This window comes from Bordetella petrii (assembly GCF_017356245.1).
Taxonomy (GTDB): Bacteria; Pseudomonadota; Gammaproteobacteria; order Burkholderiales; family Burkholderiaceae_B; genus Bordetella_A; species Bordetella_A petrii_D.
The window spans coordinates 2,596,308-2,612,598 of sequence record NZ_JAFMZZ010000001.1; the positions used below are offsets into that span (position 1 = coordinate 2,596,308).

Here is a 16,291-nt window from a genome sequence, read left to right on the forward strand (position 1 = left end):
GGCGGCATGCTTAGCGCGGCGTGCCGGCGCCGGGCGCGGGCTTGCGCGACAGGCCCTTGGGCAGCGGGAATGCCACGCTTTCTTCCAGGCCGGGCATGGTGCGCACCGACACGGCGCCGAGTTCTTTCAGGCGCTGCACGACTTGCTGCACCAGCACTTCGGGGGCCGACGCGCCGGCGGTGATGCCGATGCGCTGGCGGCCGGCCAGCCAGGCGGGATCGATGGCATCGGCGCCGTCGACCAGGTAGGCGTCGGTGCCGATGCGTTCAGCGACTTCGCGCAGGCGGTTGGAATTGGAACTGTTGGGGCTGCCCACCACCAGCACCAGGTCGCAATCGGGCGCCAGCATCTTGACCGCGTCCTGGCGGTTTTGCGTGGCGTAGCAGATATCGCTTTTCTTGGGTTCGACAATGTCGGGAAACCGCGAACGCAGCGCGGCCGATACGGCGGCGGCATCGTCGACCGACAACGTGGTCTGCGTGACGAAAGCCAGGTTGGACGGGTCGGCCACCTGCAGGCTGGCGACGTCGGCCACGGTTTCGACCAGGTACATGCCGCCCTGGGCCTGGCCCAGGGTGCCTTCGACTTCGGGATGGCCCTTGTGGCCGATCATGATGATTTCGCGGCCGGCGGCGCGCATGCGCGCGACTTCGATGTGCACCTTGGTGACCAGCGGGCAGGTGGCGTCGAAGACCTGCAGCCCGCGGGACTCGGCTTCTTGCCGCACCGCCTTGGACACGCCATGCGCCGAGAACACCACGATGGCGCCGGCCGGGGCCTGGTCGAGCTCGTCGATGAAGATGGCGCCCTTGCCGCGCAAGTCTTCGACCACGTAGCGGTTGTGGACGATTTCGTGGCGCACATAGATGGGCGCGCCGTGCAGCTCGAGGGCGCGCTCGACGATGTCGATGGCCCGGTCGACGCCGGCACAGAAGCCGCGCGGCTGGGCCAGCACGACTTCGGCATCGGCGGCAGTAACCGGACGAACCATTACAGCACCCCCAGCAGGTGGACATCGACGCGCAGCGTGGTGCCCGCCAGAGGATGGTTGAAGTCGAACAAGGCCCATTCGGGCTCGATTTGCTTCAGCACGCCCGAATAGCGCGCCCCGTTGGGCGCGGTGAACTCGACCAGGTCGCCGGGCTCGAAGGTGGCGTCGGCGCCGGCGTGTTCGGCCAGCATGGCGCGAGTGACTTTCTGGATGAGCTCGGGATTGCGGTCGCCATAGGCCTGGGCCGGTTCGAGGGTGGCGCTGAAGTGCTCGCCTTCGGTGTGGCCCAGCAGCGCGGCTTCGAGGCCGGGCGCCCATTGCCCCTGCCCCATTTGCAGCGTGGCGGGACGGCCGTCGAAGGTATCGGCGAAGACCGAGCCCTGTGCGGGGCCGGAGGCCAGCGCGATGCGATAGTGCAGAGTCAGGTAGGAATCGGCGCGGACGGGGGTGGCGGCCTGTTCGGCGGTGCTGCTCAAGATGGTTCACCGTAAAAAAAGTGGCGGTAGCCCCTGATTTTAGAACGTCTTGGCCGGCGCCGGCGGAAGCGCCCGCCCGGCCCCTGCCCTGCGTACAACTGCATATGGGCAAAACCATTCACAGGCGCGCCGCCGGCAACCCGCCTGCGGCATCGTTGATGGCCCGCCATTTCCACGCCGCCCCATGCCGCTGCCCGAAGACCTGCCGCCCCATGAACGCCCCCGCGAACGCCTGCTGCGCCACGGCCCGGCCTCCCTGCGCGACGCCGAGCTGTTGGCTCTGGCCCTGCGCACCGGCACGCGGGGCCGCACGGCCATCGATATGGGCAGCCAGTTGCTGCACCGCTACGGCGGCCTGCGCGGCCTGTTCGCCGCTTCGCCCCAGGAACTGATGTCCCTGCCCGGGCTGGGCGCGGCCAAGGCCGGCTCGCTGGCGGCCATTCTGGAACTGGCGCGCCGCGCGGCCGAAGAGCAACTGATGCGGCTGCACAAGCTGTCCGAACCCGGTAGCGTCAAGCGCTACTTCAAGACCGCCCTGGCGCACCGCGCCGTGGAGCACTGCCTGGCGCTGTACCTGGACAACCAGCTCAACCTGATCGCCAGCGGCGAACTGGCGCGCGGCACCCTGGCCCAGGCCTCGGTGTACCCGCGCGAAGTCGTGCGCGAGGCCCTGCGCCACCATGCGGGGGCCCTGATCCTGGCCCACAACCACCCGTCGGGCACGGCGCAGCCCAGCCAGGCCGACCGCGATTTCAGCCGCCACATGAAGCAGGCGCTGGCGCTGGTGGACATCCGGCTGGTCGACCATCTGATCGTGGCCGGCGACACGGTGGTGTCCATGGCCGAACTGGGCATGCTGTAGCGCCGCGCGCCGGTCAGCAGGCCGGCGGCAATTTCGTTAGACTGGATGCCCGAACCGACCAACCGCCGCCCGGCCGCCCTATCCATGAAGCGCCTGTGGGATATTTCTCCGCCGGTATCGGCCGCGTCGCCGGTGTTTCCGGGCGACACGCCGTACCAGCAGCACTGGAAATGGTCGCTGACGCCGGAATGCCCGGTCAATGTCAGTGAAATCCGCCTGTCGCCGCACATCGGCGCGCATGCCGATGCGCCGCTGCACTATTGCAACGGCGCGGCCGCCATCGGCGCGGTGCCGCTGGAACCCTTTCTTGGCCCGTGCCGGGTCATCCATGCCCTGGACTGCGGGCCGCTGATCCTGCCCGAACATCTGCGGCACGCGGCCGCCGGGCTGCCGCCGCGCGTGCTGGTGCGCACCGCCCGGCATGCCGCGCTGGACTGGTGGACCGACGATTTCAGCGCCTACGCGCCGCACACCATCGAATGGCTGGCCGAGCGCGGCGTCATGCTGATCGGACTGGACACGCCCAGCATCGACCCCGCATCGAGCAAGACCCTGGACAGCCACCACGTCATCCTGCGGCGCGACATGCGCGTACTGGAAAACCTGCTGCTCGATGACGTCGCCGAAGGCGACTACGAACTGATCGCCCTTCCGCTGGCGCTGGCCCAGGCCGATGCCAGCCCGGTGCGCGCCGTTCTGCGCGAACTGGGCTGATCCGCCCAAACCGGGCCGCCGCCTGCGCGGCGGCCACCCGCTATCAGGCACACCGTCGATGAATACCCCCGAACTCCCCGAAGACATTGTCCGCGACGAAAAGGCGCAGCTCGATTACGCCCGGGACATGACCTACGGCGACTACCTGCACCTGGATGAACTGCTGGGCGCCCAGCATCCGCTGTCGCCCGAACACAACGAAATGCTGTTCATCGTGCAGCACCAGACCAGCGAGCTGTGGATGAAGCTGATGCTGCACGAACTGCGCGCCGCCATCGCCAATGTGGCGCAGGACCGGCTGCCGCCGGCCTTCAAGATGCTGGCGCGCGTAAGCAAGATCATGGAGCAACTGGTGCACGCCTGGGACGTGCTGGCCACCATGACGCCGCCCGAGTATTCGGCGCTGCGCCCGTACCTGGCGCACTCCAGCGGCTTCCAGAGCTACCAGTACCGCCAGATCGAGTTCCTGCTGGGCAACAAGAATGCCGCCATGCTCAAGCCGCACGCGCACCGCGCCGACCTGCTGGCTTCAGTACAGGCCGCCTTCCAGGCGCCCTCGCTGTACGACGAATCGCTGCGCCTGCTGGCGCGCAACGGCCTGGACGTGCCGGCCGGCCACCTGGACCGCGACTGGACCCGGCCCTACCAGGCCGATCCGGCCGTCGAGGCGGCCTGGCTGGCCGTCTACCGCCAGCCGGAGCGCTACTGGGACCTGTACCAGCTGGGCGAAAAGCTCACCGACCTGGAAGACGCCTTCCGGCTGTGGCGCTTCCGGCACGTGACGACGGTGGAACGCATCATCGGCTTCAAGCGCGGCACCGGCGGCACGTCCGGTGTCGCCTACCTGCGCAAGATGCTCGACGTGGTGCTGTTTCCGGAAATCTGGGCGCTGCGCACCGACCTGTAGGCCCCGAGGCCGCCGGGGCCTGCCCGGCGGGCGGCCCTGGCAAAAAGGTAAAACCATGCTAGAATGCGGGGTTACTTCCTGGATACGTGGCTGCCAGATCCACCGCAACGGCGTTGCAAGACGGATCTGTTTGGCTGGCGACCCGCAAACCCCCGGCCAGACCGGAAGAACCGGAATTCATCATGAAAGAAGGCATTCACCCCGAATACCGCGAAGTGGTGTTCATGGACGTGCAAACGGGCAACAAGTTCGTGACGCGCTCCACCATCAACACGCGCGAAACCATCGATATCGACGGCAAGAGCTACCCGCTGTTCAAGTGCGACGTCACGTCCGAATCGCACCCGTTCTACACGGGCGCCCAGACCCGCATCGTCGAAACCGGCCGCGTTGAAAAATTCCGCGCCCGCTTCGCCCGTACGGCCGGCACGGTCAAATCGGCGTCGTAAACTTGCTCCTCGGCGAGGCGCAGCAAAAAAGCAGCCTTCGGGCTGCTTTTTTTTCCGCGCCGGCCCCATCCCTCCCCGTTTCAGGGCCCCTGGCCCGCGCTGCTCGGTTACATTAGCCACGTGCCTTCTACCACGCGCTCCACCCCGGCCCGGCTGACCATCTCGGCCACCGCCAAATTGCCCCGTCTGGTGCTGCTGGGGCTGTCGCTGGCCTACATCCTGGCCGGCCTGTTCATGCGCGACCCCTGGAAGACCGATGATGCGGTCGGCCTGGCCACGATGATCACGGCGGTGCGCGAAGGCGGCGTGACCTGGCTGCTGCCGCAGGTGGGGCAACTGGCGTTTGCCGAAGAAGGCCCGCTGATCACCTGGGCCGGCGCGCTGTGCATGTGGCTGTTCGGGCCGCTGATCGGCGACATTCCCGCCGGGCGGCTGCCGAATCTGGTGTGGTTCGGCATTACCACCGTCAGCGTCTGGTACGGCACATACCTGGTGGGCCGGCGCGCCGAGGCCCAGCCGCTGGCCCTGCCGTTCGGCGGCGAACCGGCGGCGCGCGACTATGGCCGCATGCTGGCCGACGCCGCGCTGCTGCTGCTGCTGGCCACGGTGGGCATTCTGCAGCGCACCCACGAAACCTCGGTCGTGCCGGCGATCATGGCATGGCAGGCGCTGGCGTTTTATTCGCTGGCGCGCACGCTCGACCGTCCGGCCACCGGCGCGGCCACGCTGGGCTTCGCCCTGGCCGCCAGCTTCCTGACACGCGGCTGGGTCGGCGCACTGCCCATCATGCTGGGGGCCGCGCTGGCGTTCCACCCGCGCAGCGTGCTGTGGGCGCGGCGCCGCTGGCTGCCGCTGGCCGCGGGCGTGGCCGCGGTGCTGATGCTGGCCTGGTGGATACCCGCCACCCAGGGCAGCGACTACTGGATCAGCAACTGGAAAACCTGGAACGCAGCCTCGTTCGACTGGCCCAACCTGGCCGACACCGCGCGCACGCTGCGCGACCTGCCCTGGTACCTGTGGCCCACCTGGCCGCTGGCCCTGCTGGCCGTATGGCGCTGGCGCGACTGGCTGTATGCGCCGCATATCTGGCTGCCGCTGGGGCTGGCGGTCTTTGCCGCCGCGCAACTGTTCTTCCTGGAAGAGCCCACCGATTCCGAATTCATCCTGCTGGCGGTGCCCTGCTCCATCCTGGCCGCCTTCTCGCTGCCTACCCTGCGGCGCGGCGTGGTCAACACCCTGGACTGGTTCGCGGTCATGTGCTTTTCACTGACCGTCGCCACCGCCTGGCTGGGCTGGGTGGCCCTGCATTTCGGCTGGCCGGCGCAGATTTCCCGCAACATCGCGCGCCAGACCTCGGGCTACGAGCCGGTGATTTCCTGGCTGGCGTTCGCCCTGGCCGTGCTGGTTACCGCGGCCTGGGTGGTGCTGGTGGCGTGGCGCCTGCGCTCGCACCCGTCCGCGCTGTGGCGCGGCACGGTCCTGTCGGCCAGCGGCCTGACCGCCACCTGGATACTGCTGGTGCTGCTTTGGCAGCCCGCCGTCGATTACGCGCGCAGCTATCGCGTCATGTCGGGCGAACTGGCGGCCGCGCTGGCCCAGTACCGGCAGCCGGGCGAATGCGTGCGCGGGCTGAGCGTGGGCAGCGGCCAGCGCGCGTCGCTGTTGATCTTCGACAACCTGACGCTCAGCTACGACTCGAAATGCCCCCTGGTATTGCAGCAGACCACCCGCGAACGCCTGCGCGACGGCGAGGCCGCCTATAGCGAAGGCGTGCAGGAATTGTGGCGCGGCGGCCGCCGCGCCGACCGGCACGAGATCTTCCGGCTGCTGCGCATCAAGCCGGCGCAATGACCCTCCCCGCCCCTTCTGCGCGCGGCTTCGGCGCCGCGATGCTGGGCATCGCCCGGCAGGCCTGGCCGGTGCTGGTCAGCCAGTGGGCCGGCATCGCGTTCGGCGTGCTCGACACCGCCATGACCGGCCACGCCAGCGCGGCCGATCTGGCCGCCATGTCGCTGTCCATGTCCGTGTACATCACGATCTTCGTGGGCCTGATGGGCGTGGTGCATGCCCTGATTCCCATCCTGGCCCAGCATTTTGGCGCCGGCCGCCTGGACGAGGTGGGGCGCACCTGGGGCCAGGGCGTGTGGCTGGCGCTGGGCCTTGCGGTAGTGGGCGCGGTGCTGATGATGTTTCCGGACGTCTGGCTGTCGCTGTCAGGCGATGTGGCTCCGGAAGTGCGCGAGCGGGTCACCGGCTATCTGCGCGCCCTGGCGCTGGCGCTGCCGGCCGCGCTGGTGTTTCGCACCATCTACGCGCTGGGCACCGCGGTGTCGCGTCCCAAGGTGGTAATGACCATCAACCTGGCCGGCGTGGGTTTCAAGGCTTTTTTCAACTGGCTGCTGATCTATGGCCACTTCGGCCTGCCCGCCCTGGGCGCGGCCGGCGCCGGGCTGGCCACCGCCATCGTGTTCTGGGCCGGCCTGATGGTCGGCCTGTGGTTCATTACGCACGACCGCTATTTCCGCCGCTTCGGCCTGAGGCTGGGGCGCCCGTCATGGCAGGTGCAGAAAGAACTGCTGCGGCTGGGCGTGCCGATGGGCGGCTCGTACCTGGTGGAAGTGTCCGCCTTCACTTTCATGGCCCTGCTGGTGGCGCGCGAAGGTACCTACGTCAGCGGCGGCCACCAGATCATGTCGAACCTGGCTGCCCTGTGCTACATGATGCCGATGGCGCTGGGCGTGGCCACGGCCTCGCTGACAGCCCAGGCCATCGGCGCGGGCCAGTATGGCGTGGCGCAGCGCACCGGCATGGCGGGCATGGCGCTGGGCCTGCTGGGCGCGCTGCTGACCGCGGCGGCGCTGCTGGCCGGCCGCCCGCTGATCCTGGCGGCCTATACCGACGATGCGCGGGTGGCGGCGGTGGCCGGCGCGCTGCTGGCCATGATCCCGCTGTTCCACTTGTGCGATTCGATGCAATGCATCAATTCGTACGTGCTGCGCGCCTATAAAGTGGCCGTGGTGCCGCTGCTGCTGCAGATCGTGGCGCTGGCCGGCGTGGGCCTGCTGGGCGGCTGGTGGCTGGGTTTCGGCCCCGGCCGCGGCGGGCTGGACTGGCTGCGCATGCTGGTGATTCCGGACTCACCCGTGGGCGCCGGCACCATGTGGCTGATGGCCATGATCGGCCTGGGGCTGTCGACCCTGCTGCTGCATGCGTGGTATTGGAAGATTGTGCGCGACTACCGCTTGCGGGGCCGCTGACCGGCTTGCGCGACAACGCCTTCGGCCGCACGGGCGGCTTCGGCGCTGCCAGACGAGGATTCGCGGGCGGCCGGCTCGCGGTCGCGCGTGAGGGTATGCGCTTCGCGCTGGCCGTCGGCCTCGCGCTGTTCGGCATGAACCGGGCCGCTGGCCAAGCCCAGGCACAACGCCGACGTGGAAAGAAAGGCGGCGATACGGGCGGGTGTGGTCATGGGGTGCTCCTGAAACAAACCGGACAGAATGCCCGGTTTTATTGGAAAGCATTCGCCCCGGAAGGTTCACCGGCACCGGAAAGTTTTGCGTGCGCTAACGGACGGTCATGATTGAGCGGGTGACTCAATATCCGGTGTCTGACACCCTGCGGGAGTCAGACACCTAAGCTGCAGGTGTCTCGACGATTCAGGCTTCGAAAATCAGCAGCAGCACGGTCGCGAACAGCATGGCCGCGAAGCAGGCGCGCAGCTTGCGCTCGGGCAGCCGGTAGGCCACGCGCACGCCCACCGGCACGAACAGCAGGCTGCCCGCCGCCAGCGGCAGGCCGATCCACCAATTGGCCTGGCCCGCCCAGCTGTAGGTGGCCAGGGCGATGGTCGAGCCCGGGATGATCATGGTCAGCGCCAGCGCCTGGGCCGAGGTCTGGGGCAGCCGGAACACAGAGGTCAGGATGGGCACCGCCATGATGGCCCCGCCCACGCCGAAGAACCCGCCCAGAGTGCCGCTGGCCACGCCCAGCAAGGCGGCGCGCCCGCACGTGAAGGCCGGCGCGGGACGTGCCGGCCGCGCCCGCCCCGCGCCGGCCGGGCGTGGCGGGCGCGCGATCTTGTAGACATAGAACACCGCCACGAAAAACAGGAACACCGCGAAGCTCAGGCGCAGCGTGCTCGACGGGATGCCCAGCGCCAATTGCGCGCCCACCCAGGTGAACAGCACGGCACCGATGGCGCCCGCGATGGCCGCCGGGCGGTCGATGCGGGTTTGCTGGTTGTACTTGCGCACCGCCATGACAATAGTGGGCAGCACCATGATCAGCGCCGTGCCCTGGGCCAGCTGCTGCGACATGTCCATCAGCAGCACCAGCGCGGGAATGGCGATCAGGCCGCCGCCGATGCCCAGCACCCCGCCCAGGAATCCGATCAACGCACCGCAAACCAGGCAGATGCCCGTGACGATCCACAGGCTCATGCCTGATGCTCCTTGATGATGCTCATGTTCTGAAAACAGGTGCCCGGGGGTTCCTGGCGCCGCTCATCGCAGCTTGTCCAGGGCGGCATCCAGGCGGTCGACCGCCCAGATCTCCAGCCCCTCGATGGGCTGGCGCGGGGCGTTGGCCTTGGGGATGAGCGCCGTGCTGAAACCCAGCTTGGCGGCTTCGCGCAAGCGCTCCTGCCCGCGCGGCGCCGGGCGGATCTCGCCGGCCAGCCCGACTTCGCCGAACGCGATCAGCCCGCGCGGCAGGGGCCGGTCGCGCAGCGACGACATGATGGCCAGCAATACCGGCAGGTCGGCGGCCGGTTCGGTAATGCGCACCCCGCCCACCGCGTTGACGAAGACATCCTGGTCGTAGGTGGACACTCCGGCGTGCCGGTGCAGCACCGCCAGCAGCATGGCCAGCCGGTTGCCTTCCAGGCCCACCGTCAGGCGTTTGGGATTGGGCGCGTGCGAGCTGTCGACCAGCGCCTGGATCTCGACCAGCAGCGGGCGCGTGCCCTCTTGCGTGGCCATGACGCACGACCCCGATACTTGCTGGTCGTGCTGGGACAGGAACAGCGCCGACGGATTGGCCACGCCGCGCAGGCCGCGGTCGGTCATGGCGAACACGCCCAGTTCGTTGACGGCGCCGAAACGGTTCTTGAACGCCCGCACCAGGCGGAACGACGAATGGGTGTCGCCCTCGAAATACAGCACCGTGTCGACGATATGCTCGAGCACGCGCGGCCCGGCCAGCGCGCCGTCTTTGGTGACATGGCCGATCATCACAATGGCGATGCCGGTCTGCTTGGCCAGCCGCGTGAGCTGGGCCGCGCATTCGCGCACCTGCGAGACCGAGCCGGGCGCCGCGGTGAGTTCGCTGCTGTACAGCGTCTGGATGGAATCGATGACCGCCACCGCCGGCTGCTGCTCGGACACGGCCGCCTGGATGGCTTCCAGGCGGATCTCGGCCAGCAGGTTCACGCTGCCGGTCTGCAGGCCCAGGCGGCGGGCGCGCAACGCGACTTGTTCGGCGGATTCCTCGCCGGTGACATACAGCACGCGGCTGTGGGCCGACATGGTGGCCAGGGCCTGCAGCAATAGTGTGGACTTGCCGATGCCGGGATCGCCGCCGATGAGCACCACCGCCCCCGCCACCAGGCCGCCGCCCAGCACGCGGTCGAACTCGTCGAGCCCGGTGGGCTGGCGCGGCGTTTCACGGGCTTCGATATCGGCCAGGCTGCGCACCGGGCTGGAACTGGCCAGCGGCGCATAGCGGTGCGCGGCGGCGGCCGGGCTGGCGGAGTCAACGGTTTCTTCCAGGGTGTTCCAGGCGGCGCAATGCGGGCATTTGCCCTGCCATTTGGGACTGGTGCCGCCGCATTCGGCGCAGACATAGACGGTTCGGGGCTTGGCCATGGCGCAAGTTTACCGGCAATGGGCAAGCGGCCGCGGACGGTGCGCGCCGTTGGGGCGCGGATACGTTTTCTTGCAAAACCGCCGGCCGATTTCAACCCCGTTTTGCGCGGCGGCGCGTTTAACCGGAACGATCCCCAGACAAGGACCCGCACCATGAACCCGAACAAACGCCCGGCCCGCCTGATCTGCACCGCCCTGGCCGCCGCCCTGCTGGCGGCATGCTCGCCGCCGCCGCACGACAACCCGGCGGACGCCGCCAAGGCCGCATCCGCAGCCGGCGCCGCCAGCAATACCGGCATCGTGCCGCCGCCCCCGGCCCGCCCGGCCGCCGAGGCCGATGCGGCCGCCTCCAAGGCGCATGCCGGCCCCGCGGTGCGCCGGCAATATGCGCCCCAGACCTACGTGGCGCAGCCGGCCGCCGCCTCGCTGCCGGCGCCGTCTGGCTACTATGCGCCGCCGCAAGCCGAAGAGCGCGACAACTACGCGCGTTACCGCGACAACCCGGTGACGGCCGCGCAAGAGCAGCCGGTCTCGACCTTCGGCGTGGATGTCGACACGGGCTCGTACACCAACGTGCGCCGCCTGTTGAACGAAGGCCGCTTGCCGCCGGCCGGCGCCGTGCGCGCGGAAGAGTTCATCAATTATTTCGACTACGGCTATGCCGCGCCCGATTCACGGGAACGGCCGTTCAGCATTGTCACCGAGCTGTCCGCCGCGCCGTGGAACCCGGCGCGCCAGCTGCTGAAGATCGGCATCCAGGGCTACCGGGTGGCGCCGCAGGACATTCCCGCGGCCAATCTGGTGTTCCTGGTGGACACCTCCGGTTCGATGGCCGACCGCGACAAGCTGCCGCTGATCAAAGGCGCGTTGAAGCAGCTGGTGGCGCAATTGCGGCCGCAAGACCGGGTGGCCATCGTCACCTATGCCGGCCAGGCGTCGATGACACTGGACTCGACCCCCGGGGACCAGAAGGCGCGCATCAACGCCGCCATCGACGAATTGCGCGCCGCGGGTTCGACCAATGGCGGCGCCGGCCTGGACCTGGCCTACGCGCAGGCCGCCAAGGGCTTTGTGAAAGGCGGCGTGAATCGCATCCTGCTGGCCAGCGACGGCGATTTCAACGTGGGCGCCACCGACCTGGACGACCTGAAGGACAAGATCGCCCGCCAGCGCCAGGGCGGCATTGCGCTGACCACGCTGGGGGTGGGCGGCGGCAATTTCAACGACGCGCTGGCCGTGCAGCTGGCCGATGCGGGCAACGGCAGCTACCACTACCTGGACAGCCTGCGCGAGGCGCGCAAGGTGCTGGCCGCGCAAATGTCTTCCACCCTGCTGACCATTGCCCGCGACGTGAAAATACAGGTTGAGTTCAACCCCGCCGTGGTGGCCGAGTACCGCCTGATCGGCTACGAGAAGCGCGCCCTGGCGCGCGAGGATTTCAACAACGACCGCGTCGATGCCGGCGAGATCGGCGCGGGCGCGAACGTGACGGCGCTGTACGAGATCACCCCGGTAGGCGCCGCCGGCGCACGGCTGGACCCGCTGCGCTATGGCCAGCCCGCCGCGGCGGCCGAGCCCGACGGCGAGCTGGCGTTCGTGCGGGTGCGCTACAAGCTGCCCGGCGCCACCGGCAGCAAGCTGGTAGAGCAGCCGGTAACGCGGGTGGACGCGCCGGCGGCCGGCTCGGATGGCATGCGGCGCGCGGCGGCGGCCGCGGCCTTTGCGCAGTGGCTGCGCGGCGGCAAATACCTGGACGGCTATACGCCGGCCCAGATCAGCGCCCTGGCGCGCGGCGCGCGCGGCCAGGATGCGCAGGGCCTGAACGCCGAGCTGGCGGCCCTGGTGGAAATGGCCGCCGGCCTGGGCACGCCCGCCGCGCCATGAGCCTGGCCGCGCCCGTGCCGGGCGCCGTGCTGGCGCCCGGCGGATGCGCAAGCGCGGCCGAACGGATACACTCGGCCGCCATGGACATCCCGGGTGCCGATGACGAAACCCTGATGCAGGCCTACGGCGCCGGCAACCTGGCGGCGTTCGACGCCTTGTACGCGCGCCACCGCGCCGGCCTGTACCGCTATATTCTGCGCAGCACCCGCAACGCGCACCAGGCCGACGACATTTTCCAGGAAACCTGGAGCCGCGTGATCGATGCCCGCGCCCGCTGGCAGCCGCGCGCCAAATTCACCACCTGGCTGCTGCAGATCGCTCATAATCTGATCATCGACACCTACCGGCGCCAGCCTTCGCAGGCCGGCCCGCAGGAAACCGAAGCCGCGCTGGCAACCCTGGCGGCGGCCGAGCACGAGCAGCCCGAGCAGCAGTTGTCGGATTTCCAGACCCGGCGGCGCCTGCAGCTTGCCATCGAAAGCCTGCCGCACGAACAGCGCCATGCCATACTGCTGCGGCTGGAACACGACCTGAGCCTGGAAGAAATCGCCGACGTCACCGGCGCGCCGCGCGAAACCGTGAAATCGCGCCTGCGCTATGCCACGCAGCGCATCCGTGAGGCCCTGAAAGCATGACGGCCCATCCCCGCCCCCCCCACGACGAAGACGACGATCTGGACCTGCGCGCCCTGTATCGCACGCTGCCCCGCGCCGAGCCGGGCCCGGACCTGGACGCCGCGGTGCATGACGCGGCCGCGCGCGCCGCGGCGGCCGACCGCCGGGTGCAGCGCCAGCGCCGGCTCTGGCATCCCGGCTGGGGCGTGGCCGCCTCGATTGTGCTGACCGCGGGCCTGTTCCTGCTGACCGATTTCCAGGATCCGGACGTGGCCGGACTGGCCGACGCGCCGCCTGTAGACGCCGAACTGGCGCGCCCGCCGCAGGCGATGCCGCCACCCGCCGCGGCACCGGCCCGGCCCGAAGCGCCGGCCGCGCTGCGCCGCTACGCGCCGGCCCCACAGGCCGGACAGGCCGCGCCGGCGCAGGCAGAGCCGCGCGCGCATCAGTACCGTGCCCAGCCCGATGCCGCGGACGCCGTGCCGGCGCCCGGCGCCGACACCGGCGCGGCCGCGCTCGCCAAGACGGATGCGCGCATTGAACATATCCGTGAACTGCTGCAGGACGGCCAGCGCGATGCCGCGCTGCAGGCTCTGCAGGATTTGCGGCGCGATGCGCCCGGCCTGGCCTTGCCGCCCGACCTGCGGGCGCTGCTGCCGCCCGCCCGGTAACTACTCCGCGGCCGCTTCAGCGGCCTGCCAGGCTGCCGCCGCCGTCCACGCCCAGCACCTGGCCGGTGATGAAGCCGGCCTCGTCGGACAGCAGGAAAGCAATGGCGGCGGCCACTTCGGCCGGCGTGCCCAGGCGCTTCATGGGAATGGACGCCAGCGCGCGCTTTTCGCCTTCGCTGCCTGCCGGCTGGGCCACGCGGAACAGTTCGGTTTCGATCGGGCCCGGTGCCACGGCATTGACCGTGACGCCGTATTCGGCAAGTTCAAGCGCCCAGGTGCGGGTGCAGCCGATCAGGGCGCTTTTGGCGGCCGAATAGCTGGTGCGTTCGTGCCCGCCGTGAATGACGCGGCTGGACACATTGACGATGCGCCCGGTGCGCCGCACTTTCATGGATTCGACGAAAGCCTGGGTGACCTGCACGGCCACGCGCACGTTCAGGTCCATGACGCTGTAGAGAGAGGCCAGGTCGATTTCGCCCAGCGGCTGGGGCCGCACCACGCCGACGTTGTTGACAATGGCGTCGACCGGGAATTTCTCGCGGATTTCGCGCAGCACTTCTTCGGTGCGGCCGGCGTCGGCCAGGTCGCAGGCATACAGGTAGCCCGGGAAATCGATGTGATCGGTATTGCGAGCAATGCCCACGACATGACAGCCGAGGTCGGTCAGCTTCTGGGTCAGCGCCCAGCCGATGCCCTTGGTGGCGCCCGTTACCAGCACGCATTTGTCCTTCATGGGATTCCTCGCTAAAAGTGATCAGAGGTCGCGCTTGACCGGCACCCGGGGGGCCAGCGCGCACAGCAATTCATAGCCGATAGTACCGGCTGCCTGGGCGACTTCGTCGACCGAAGGGCCATCCTGGCCCCACAGCGAGACCGGGGTGCCGATGCCCGCGGCCGGGACCGGGTCGAGATCGACCATGAGCATGTCCATGGACACGCGCCCCACCAGGCGAGTGCGTACGCCCCCCACCACGATGGGCGTGCCGGTGCCGGCGTGGCGCGGGTAGCCGTCGGCATACCCGCAGGCCACCACGCCGACCCGCATGGGGCGTTCGGCGCGGAAGATTGCGCCGTACCCGACTTCGGCGCCGATGGACAGGTCTTGCACGCCGATGATCTGCGAGCGCAGCGACATGGCGGGCCGCAGGCCGAAGCTGGCGGCGTCGGTGTCGGAAAACGGCGACGCGCCGTACAGGCAGATGCCGGGCCGCACCCAATGCGCCTGCGCGCCGTGCCCCACGGCAATGTCGGGATAACGCAGCGTGGCCGCCGAATTGCATACGCTGACCGGGCCGTCGCCCAGGCCTTGAGTGACGGACCGGAACAACTGCATCTGCTCGGCCACGCCCGGCGTGCCGTCGGCGCAGGCGAAGTGCGTCATTTTGCCGATGGCGCCCACCACGCCCTGTTCGCGCAGCTGCAGGGCGCGCGCGTGCGCGCTGCCGTAGGCGTCGGGGCTGAAGCCCAGGCGGTTCATGCCGCTGTTGAGCTTGAGCATGATGTCGACGCGCCGCGACAGCCGGGCCTGCGCCAGCATGTCGAGCTGTTCGCGCGTGTGCACGGTGGCGCTGAGATGGTAGCGGTCGACCAGCTCGAGATCGGCCGGCTGGAAGAAACCTTCGAGCAGCAGGATGGGGCCGCCCCACCCGGCTTCGCGGCAGCGCACTGCCTCGGCCAGGTCGAGCATGGCCAGCCCCTGCGCGGCCGAAAAGCCCGCCACGGCGGTTTCGATGCCGTGGCCGTAGGCGTTGGCCTTGATGACCGCCCAGATGGACGGCGGCGTGCCCGCGGCCGCCTGGGCCGCCTGGTCGAGATGGCGGCGCACGACATCCAGGTTGTGGCCTAGCGCGGCATGCGAAATCGAAGCGTGAATGGGACGTGGCATGGAAGCAATCCTGTGGCGCCTAGTCTAACTGATCTGCTCCGGCGCGGGCGATGCCGCCGCGCGCCTGGAAAAAGCGCCACTAAAATACCCCCACTGCGGCCAATGGGGCCGCCGCACGCACCGTTTATGGCTGTCGATCATTACGAAAATTTCCCGGTGGCCTCGCTGCTGCTGCCGCGCCGGCTGCGCGGCCCGGTAACCGATATCTACCGCTACGCGCGCGCGGCCGACGATATTGCCGACGAAGGCAATGCCAGCGATGCCCAGCGCCTGGCCGGCCTGGCCGCCTTCCGCGCCGAACTGCACCGCATCGGCGCCAAGCCGGGCGGCCTGCCCGACGCCGCGCCCGAGCTGGCCCACATTTTCGCGCCGCTGGCGCGCACCATCGCGCGCCACCAGTTGCCCATTGCCCCTTTTTTCGACCTGCTGTCGGCCTTCGAGCAGGACGTGACGGTCAAGCGCTACGATGACTACGCGGCGCTGCTCGATTACTGCGCCCGCTCGGCCAACCCGGTGGGCCGCCTGATGCTGCATCTGTACGACGCCGCCACGCCCGGCAACCTGGCCGAGGCCGACGCTATCTGCACCGGCCTGCAGCTTGTCAATTTCTGGCAGGATGTGCGGGTAGACTGGCGCAAGCAGCGCATATACCTGCCGCGCGCCGACATGCGGCGCCATGGCGTCACCGAAGACGACCTGGCCGCCTGCCGGCTGACCCCGGCATGGCGCGCGCTGATGGCCTTCCAGATCGACCGCACGCGGGCGCTGCTACACTCTGGCGCTCCACTGGCGCGCCGTCTGCCCGGCCGCATCGGCCTGGAATTGCGCATGGTCGTGCAGGGCGGGCTGCGGATCCTGGAACGCATCGAGCGCGACGGCTACGACGTCTTCCTGAACCGCCCGGTGCTGCGCGCGCGCGACTGGCCCATCATCTTGTGGCGAGGCATCTAGCCCCGCCGCGTGATGGAAAAACC

At 69.2% G+C, this 16,291-nt stretch carries 17 protein-coding genes; 10 read left to right on the plus strand and 7 right to left on the minus strand.

Annotated features, from left to right (window positions below):
- Positions 1-10: 10 nt before the first annotated feature.
- Both ispH and J2P76_RS12510 read right to left on the minus strand, forming a co-directional pair.
- Entirely contained in the window at positions 11-991 is a 981-nt protein-coding gene (gene ispH, locus J2P76_RS12505) for a 4-hydroxy-3-methylbut-2-enyl diphosphate reductase (protein ID WP_207407886.1), read from the minus strand.
- Entirely contained in the window at positions 991-1,467 is a 477-nt protein-coding gene (locus tag J2P76_RS12510; RefSeq protein WP_242697362.1) for an FKBP-type peptidyl-prolyl cis-trans isomerase, read from the minus strand. The genes ispH and J2P76_RS12510 overlap by 1 nt, the downstream gene beginning before the upstream one ends.
- 184 nt (positions 1,468-1,651) lie before the next feature.
- Between J2P76_RS12510 and radC the strand changes: the two genes are divergently transcribed.
- From radC to J2P76_RS12540, 6 genes are all read left to right on the plus strand, one after another.
- Complete coding sequence (gene radC, locus J2P76_RS12515) at positions 1,652-2,329, plus strand: RadC family protein (RefSeq protein WP_207407888.1); 678 nt, start codon at positions 1,652-1,654, stop codon at positions 2,327-2,329.
- An 84-nt stretch (positions 2,330-2,413) separates the two neighbouring features.
- Positions 2,414-3,043 (plus strand): arylformamidase, encoded by a 630-nt coding sequence (kynB, locus tag J2P76_RS12520; RefSeq protein ID WP_207409197.1) that lies wholly within the window; start codon positions 2,414-2,416, stop codon positions 3,041-3,043.
- Between the two features lie 58 nt (positions 3,044-3,101).
- On the plus strand, positions 3,102-3,950 hold the full coding sequence (gene kynA, locus J2P76_RS12525) for a tryptophan 2,3-dioxygenase (protein ID WP_207407898.1): 849 nt from the start codon (positions 3,102-3,104) through the stop codon (positions 3,948-3,950).
- A gap of 182 nt (positions 3,951-4,132) precedes the next feature.
- Positions 4,133-4,399: a type B 50S ribosomal protein L31 gene (locus tag J2P76_RS12530; protein ID WP_207407908.1), complete on the plus strand. Its 267-nt coding sequence runs from the start codon at positions 4,133-4,135 to the stop codon at positions 4,397-4,399.
- Positions 4,400-4,519: 120 nt separating this feature from the next.
- Positions 4,520-6,250, plus strand: a complete 1,731-nt coding sequence (locus J2P76_RS12535; protein ID WP_207407910.1) for a glycosyltransferase — start codon at positions 4,520-4,522, stop codon at positions 6,248-6,250.
- Positions 6,247-7,656, plus strand: a complete 1,410-nt coding sequence (locus J2P76_RS12540; protein WP_207407912.1) for an MATE family efflux transporter — start codon at positions 6,247-6,249, stop codon at positions 7,654-7,656. Before J2P76_RS12535 ends, J2P76_RS12540 begins: the two co-directional genes overlap by 4 nt.
- Here J2P76_RS12540 and J2P76_RS12545 read toward each other — a convergent pair.
- The 3 genes from J2P76_RS12545 to radA form a co-directional block, all read right to left on the minus strand.
- Positions 7,635-7,868 (minus strand): hypothetical protein, encoded by a 234-nt coding sequence (locus J2P76_RS12545; RefSeq protein WP_207409261.1) that lies wholly within the window; start codon positions 7,866-7,868, stop codon positions 7,635-7,637. The two genes, J2P76_RS12540 and J2P76_RS12545, sit on opposite strands and share 22 nt — an antisense overlap.
- Positions 7,869-8,055: 187 nt before the next feature.
- Positions 8,056-8,838, minus strand: coding sequence for a sulfite exporter TauE/SafE family protein (locus J2P76_RS12550; RefSeq protein WP_207407913.1), 783 nt, complete (start codon positions 8,836-8,838; stop codon positions 8,056-8,058).
- A gap of 63 nt (positions 8,839-8,901) precedes the next feature.
- Positions 8,902-10,263, minus strand: a complete 1,362-nt coding sequence (gene radA, locus J2P76_RS12555; RefSeq protein WP_207407915.1) for a DNA repair protein RadA — start codon at positions 10,261-10,263, stop codon at positions 8,902-8,904.
- Between the two features lie 153 nt (positions 10,264-10,416).
- Between radA and J2P76_RS12560 the strand changes: the two genes are divergently transcribed.
- Genes J2P76_RS12560 through J2P76_RS12570 form a run of 3 tightly spaced genes read left to right on the plus strand, consistent with a single transcriptional unit; the run spans position 10,417 to position 13,432 of the window.
- Positions 10,417-12,147: a vWA domain-containing protein gene (locus tag J2P76_RS12560; RefSeq protein ID WP_207407917.1), complete on the plus strand. Its 1,731-nt coding sequence runs from the start codon at positions 10,417-10,419 to the stop codon at positions 12,145-12,147.
- Positions 12,144-12,782, plus strand: coding sequence for an RNA polymerase sigma factor (locus J2P76_RS12565; RefSeq protein WP_242697363.1), 639 nt, complete (start codon positions 12,144-12,146; stop codon positions 12,780-12,782). Before J2P76_RS12560 ends, J2P76_RS12565 begins: the two co-directional genes overlap by 4 nt.
- Positions 12,779-13,432 (plus strand): hypothetical protein, encoded by a 654-nt coding sequence (locus tag J2P76_RS12570; RefSeq protein ID WP_207407919.1) that lies wholly within the window; start codon positions 12,779-12,781, stop codon positions 13,430-13,432. Before J2P76_RS12565 ends, J2P76_RS12570 begins: the two co-directional genes overlap by 4 nt.
- Positions 13,433-13,448: 16 nt before the next feature.
- On the opposite strand, the gene J2P76_RS12575 is transcribed toward J2P76_RS12570, so the two are convergent.
- Together J2P76_RS12575 and alr are read right to left on the minus strand one after the other, a co-directional pair.
- Complete coding sequence (locus tag J2P76_RS12575; protein WP_207407922.1) at positions 13,449-14,165, minus strand: SDR family oxidoreductase; 717 nt, start codon at positions 14,163-14,165, stop codon at positions 13,449-13,451.
- Positions 14,166-14,186: 21 nt separating this feature from the next.
- Entirely contained in the window at positions 14,187-15,317 is a 1,131-nt protein-coding gene (gene alr / locus J2P76_RS12580) for an alanine racemase (protein WP_207407924.1), read from the minus strand.
- A 126-nt stretch (positions 15,318-15,443) separates the two neighbouring features.
- Between alr and hpnC the strand changes: the two genes are divergently transcribed.
- The gene (gene hpnC, locus J2P76_RS12585) at positions 15,444-16,268 is read left to right on the plus strand and encodes a squalene synthase HpnC (protein ID WP_207407926.1); all 825 of its coding nucleotides are present in this window, start codon (positions 15,444-15,446) and stop codon (positions 16,266-16,268) included.
- Positions 16,269-16,291 lie beyond the last annotated feature (23 nt).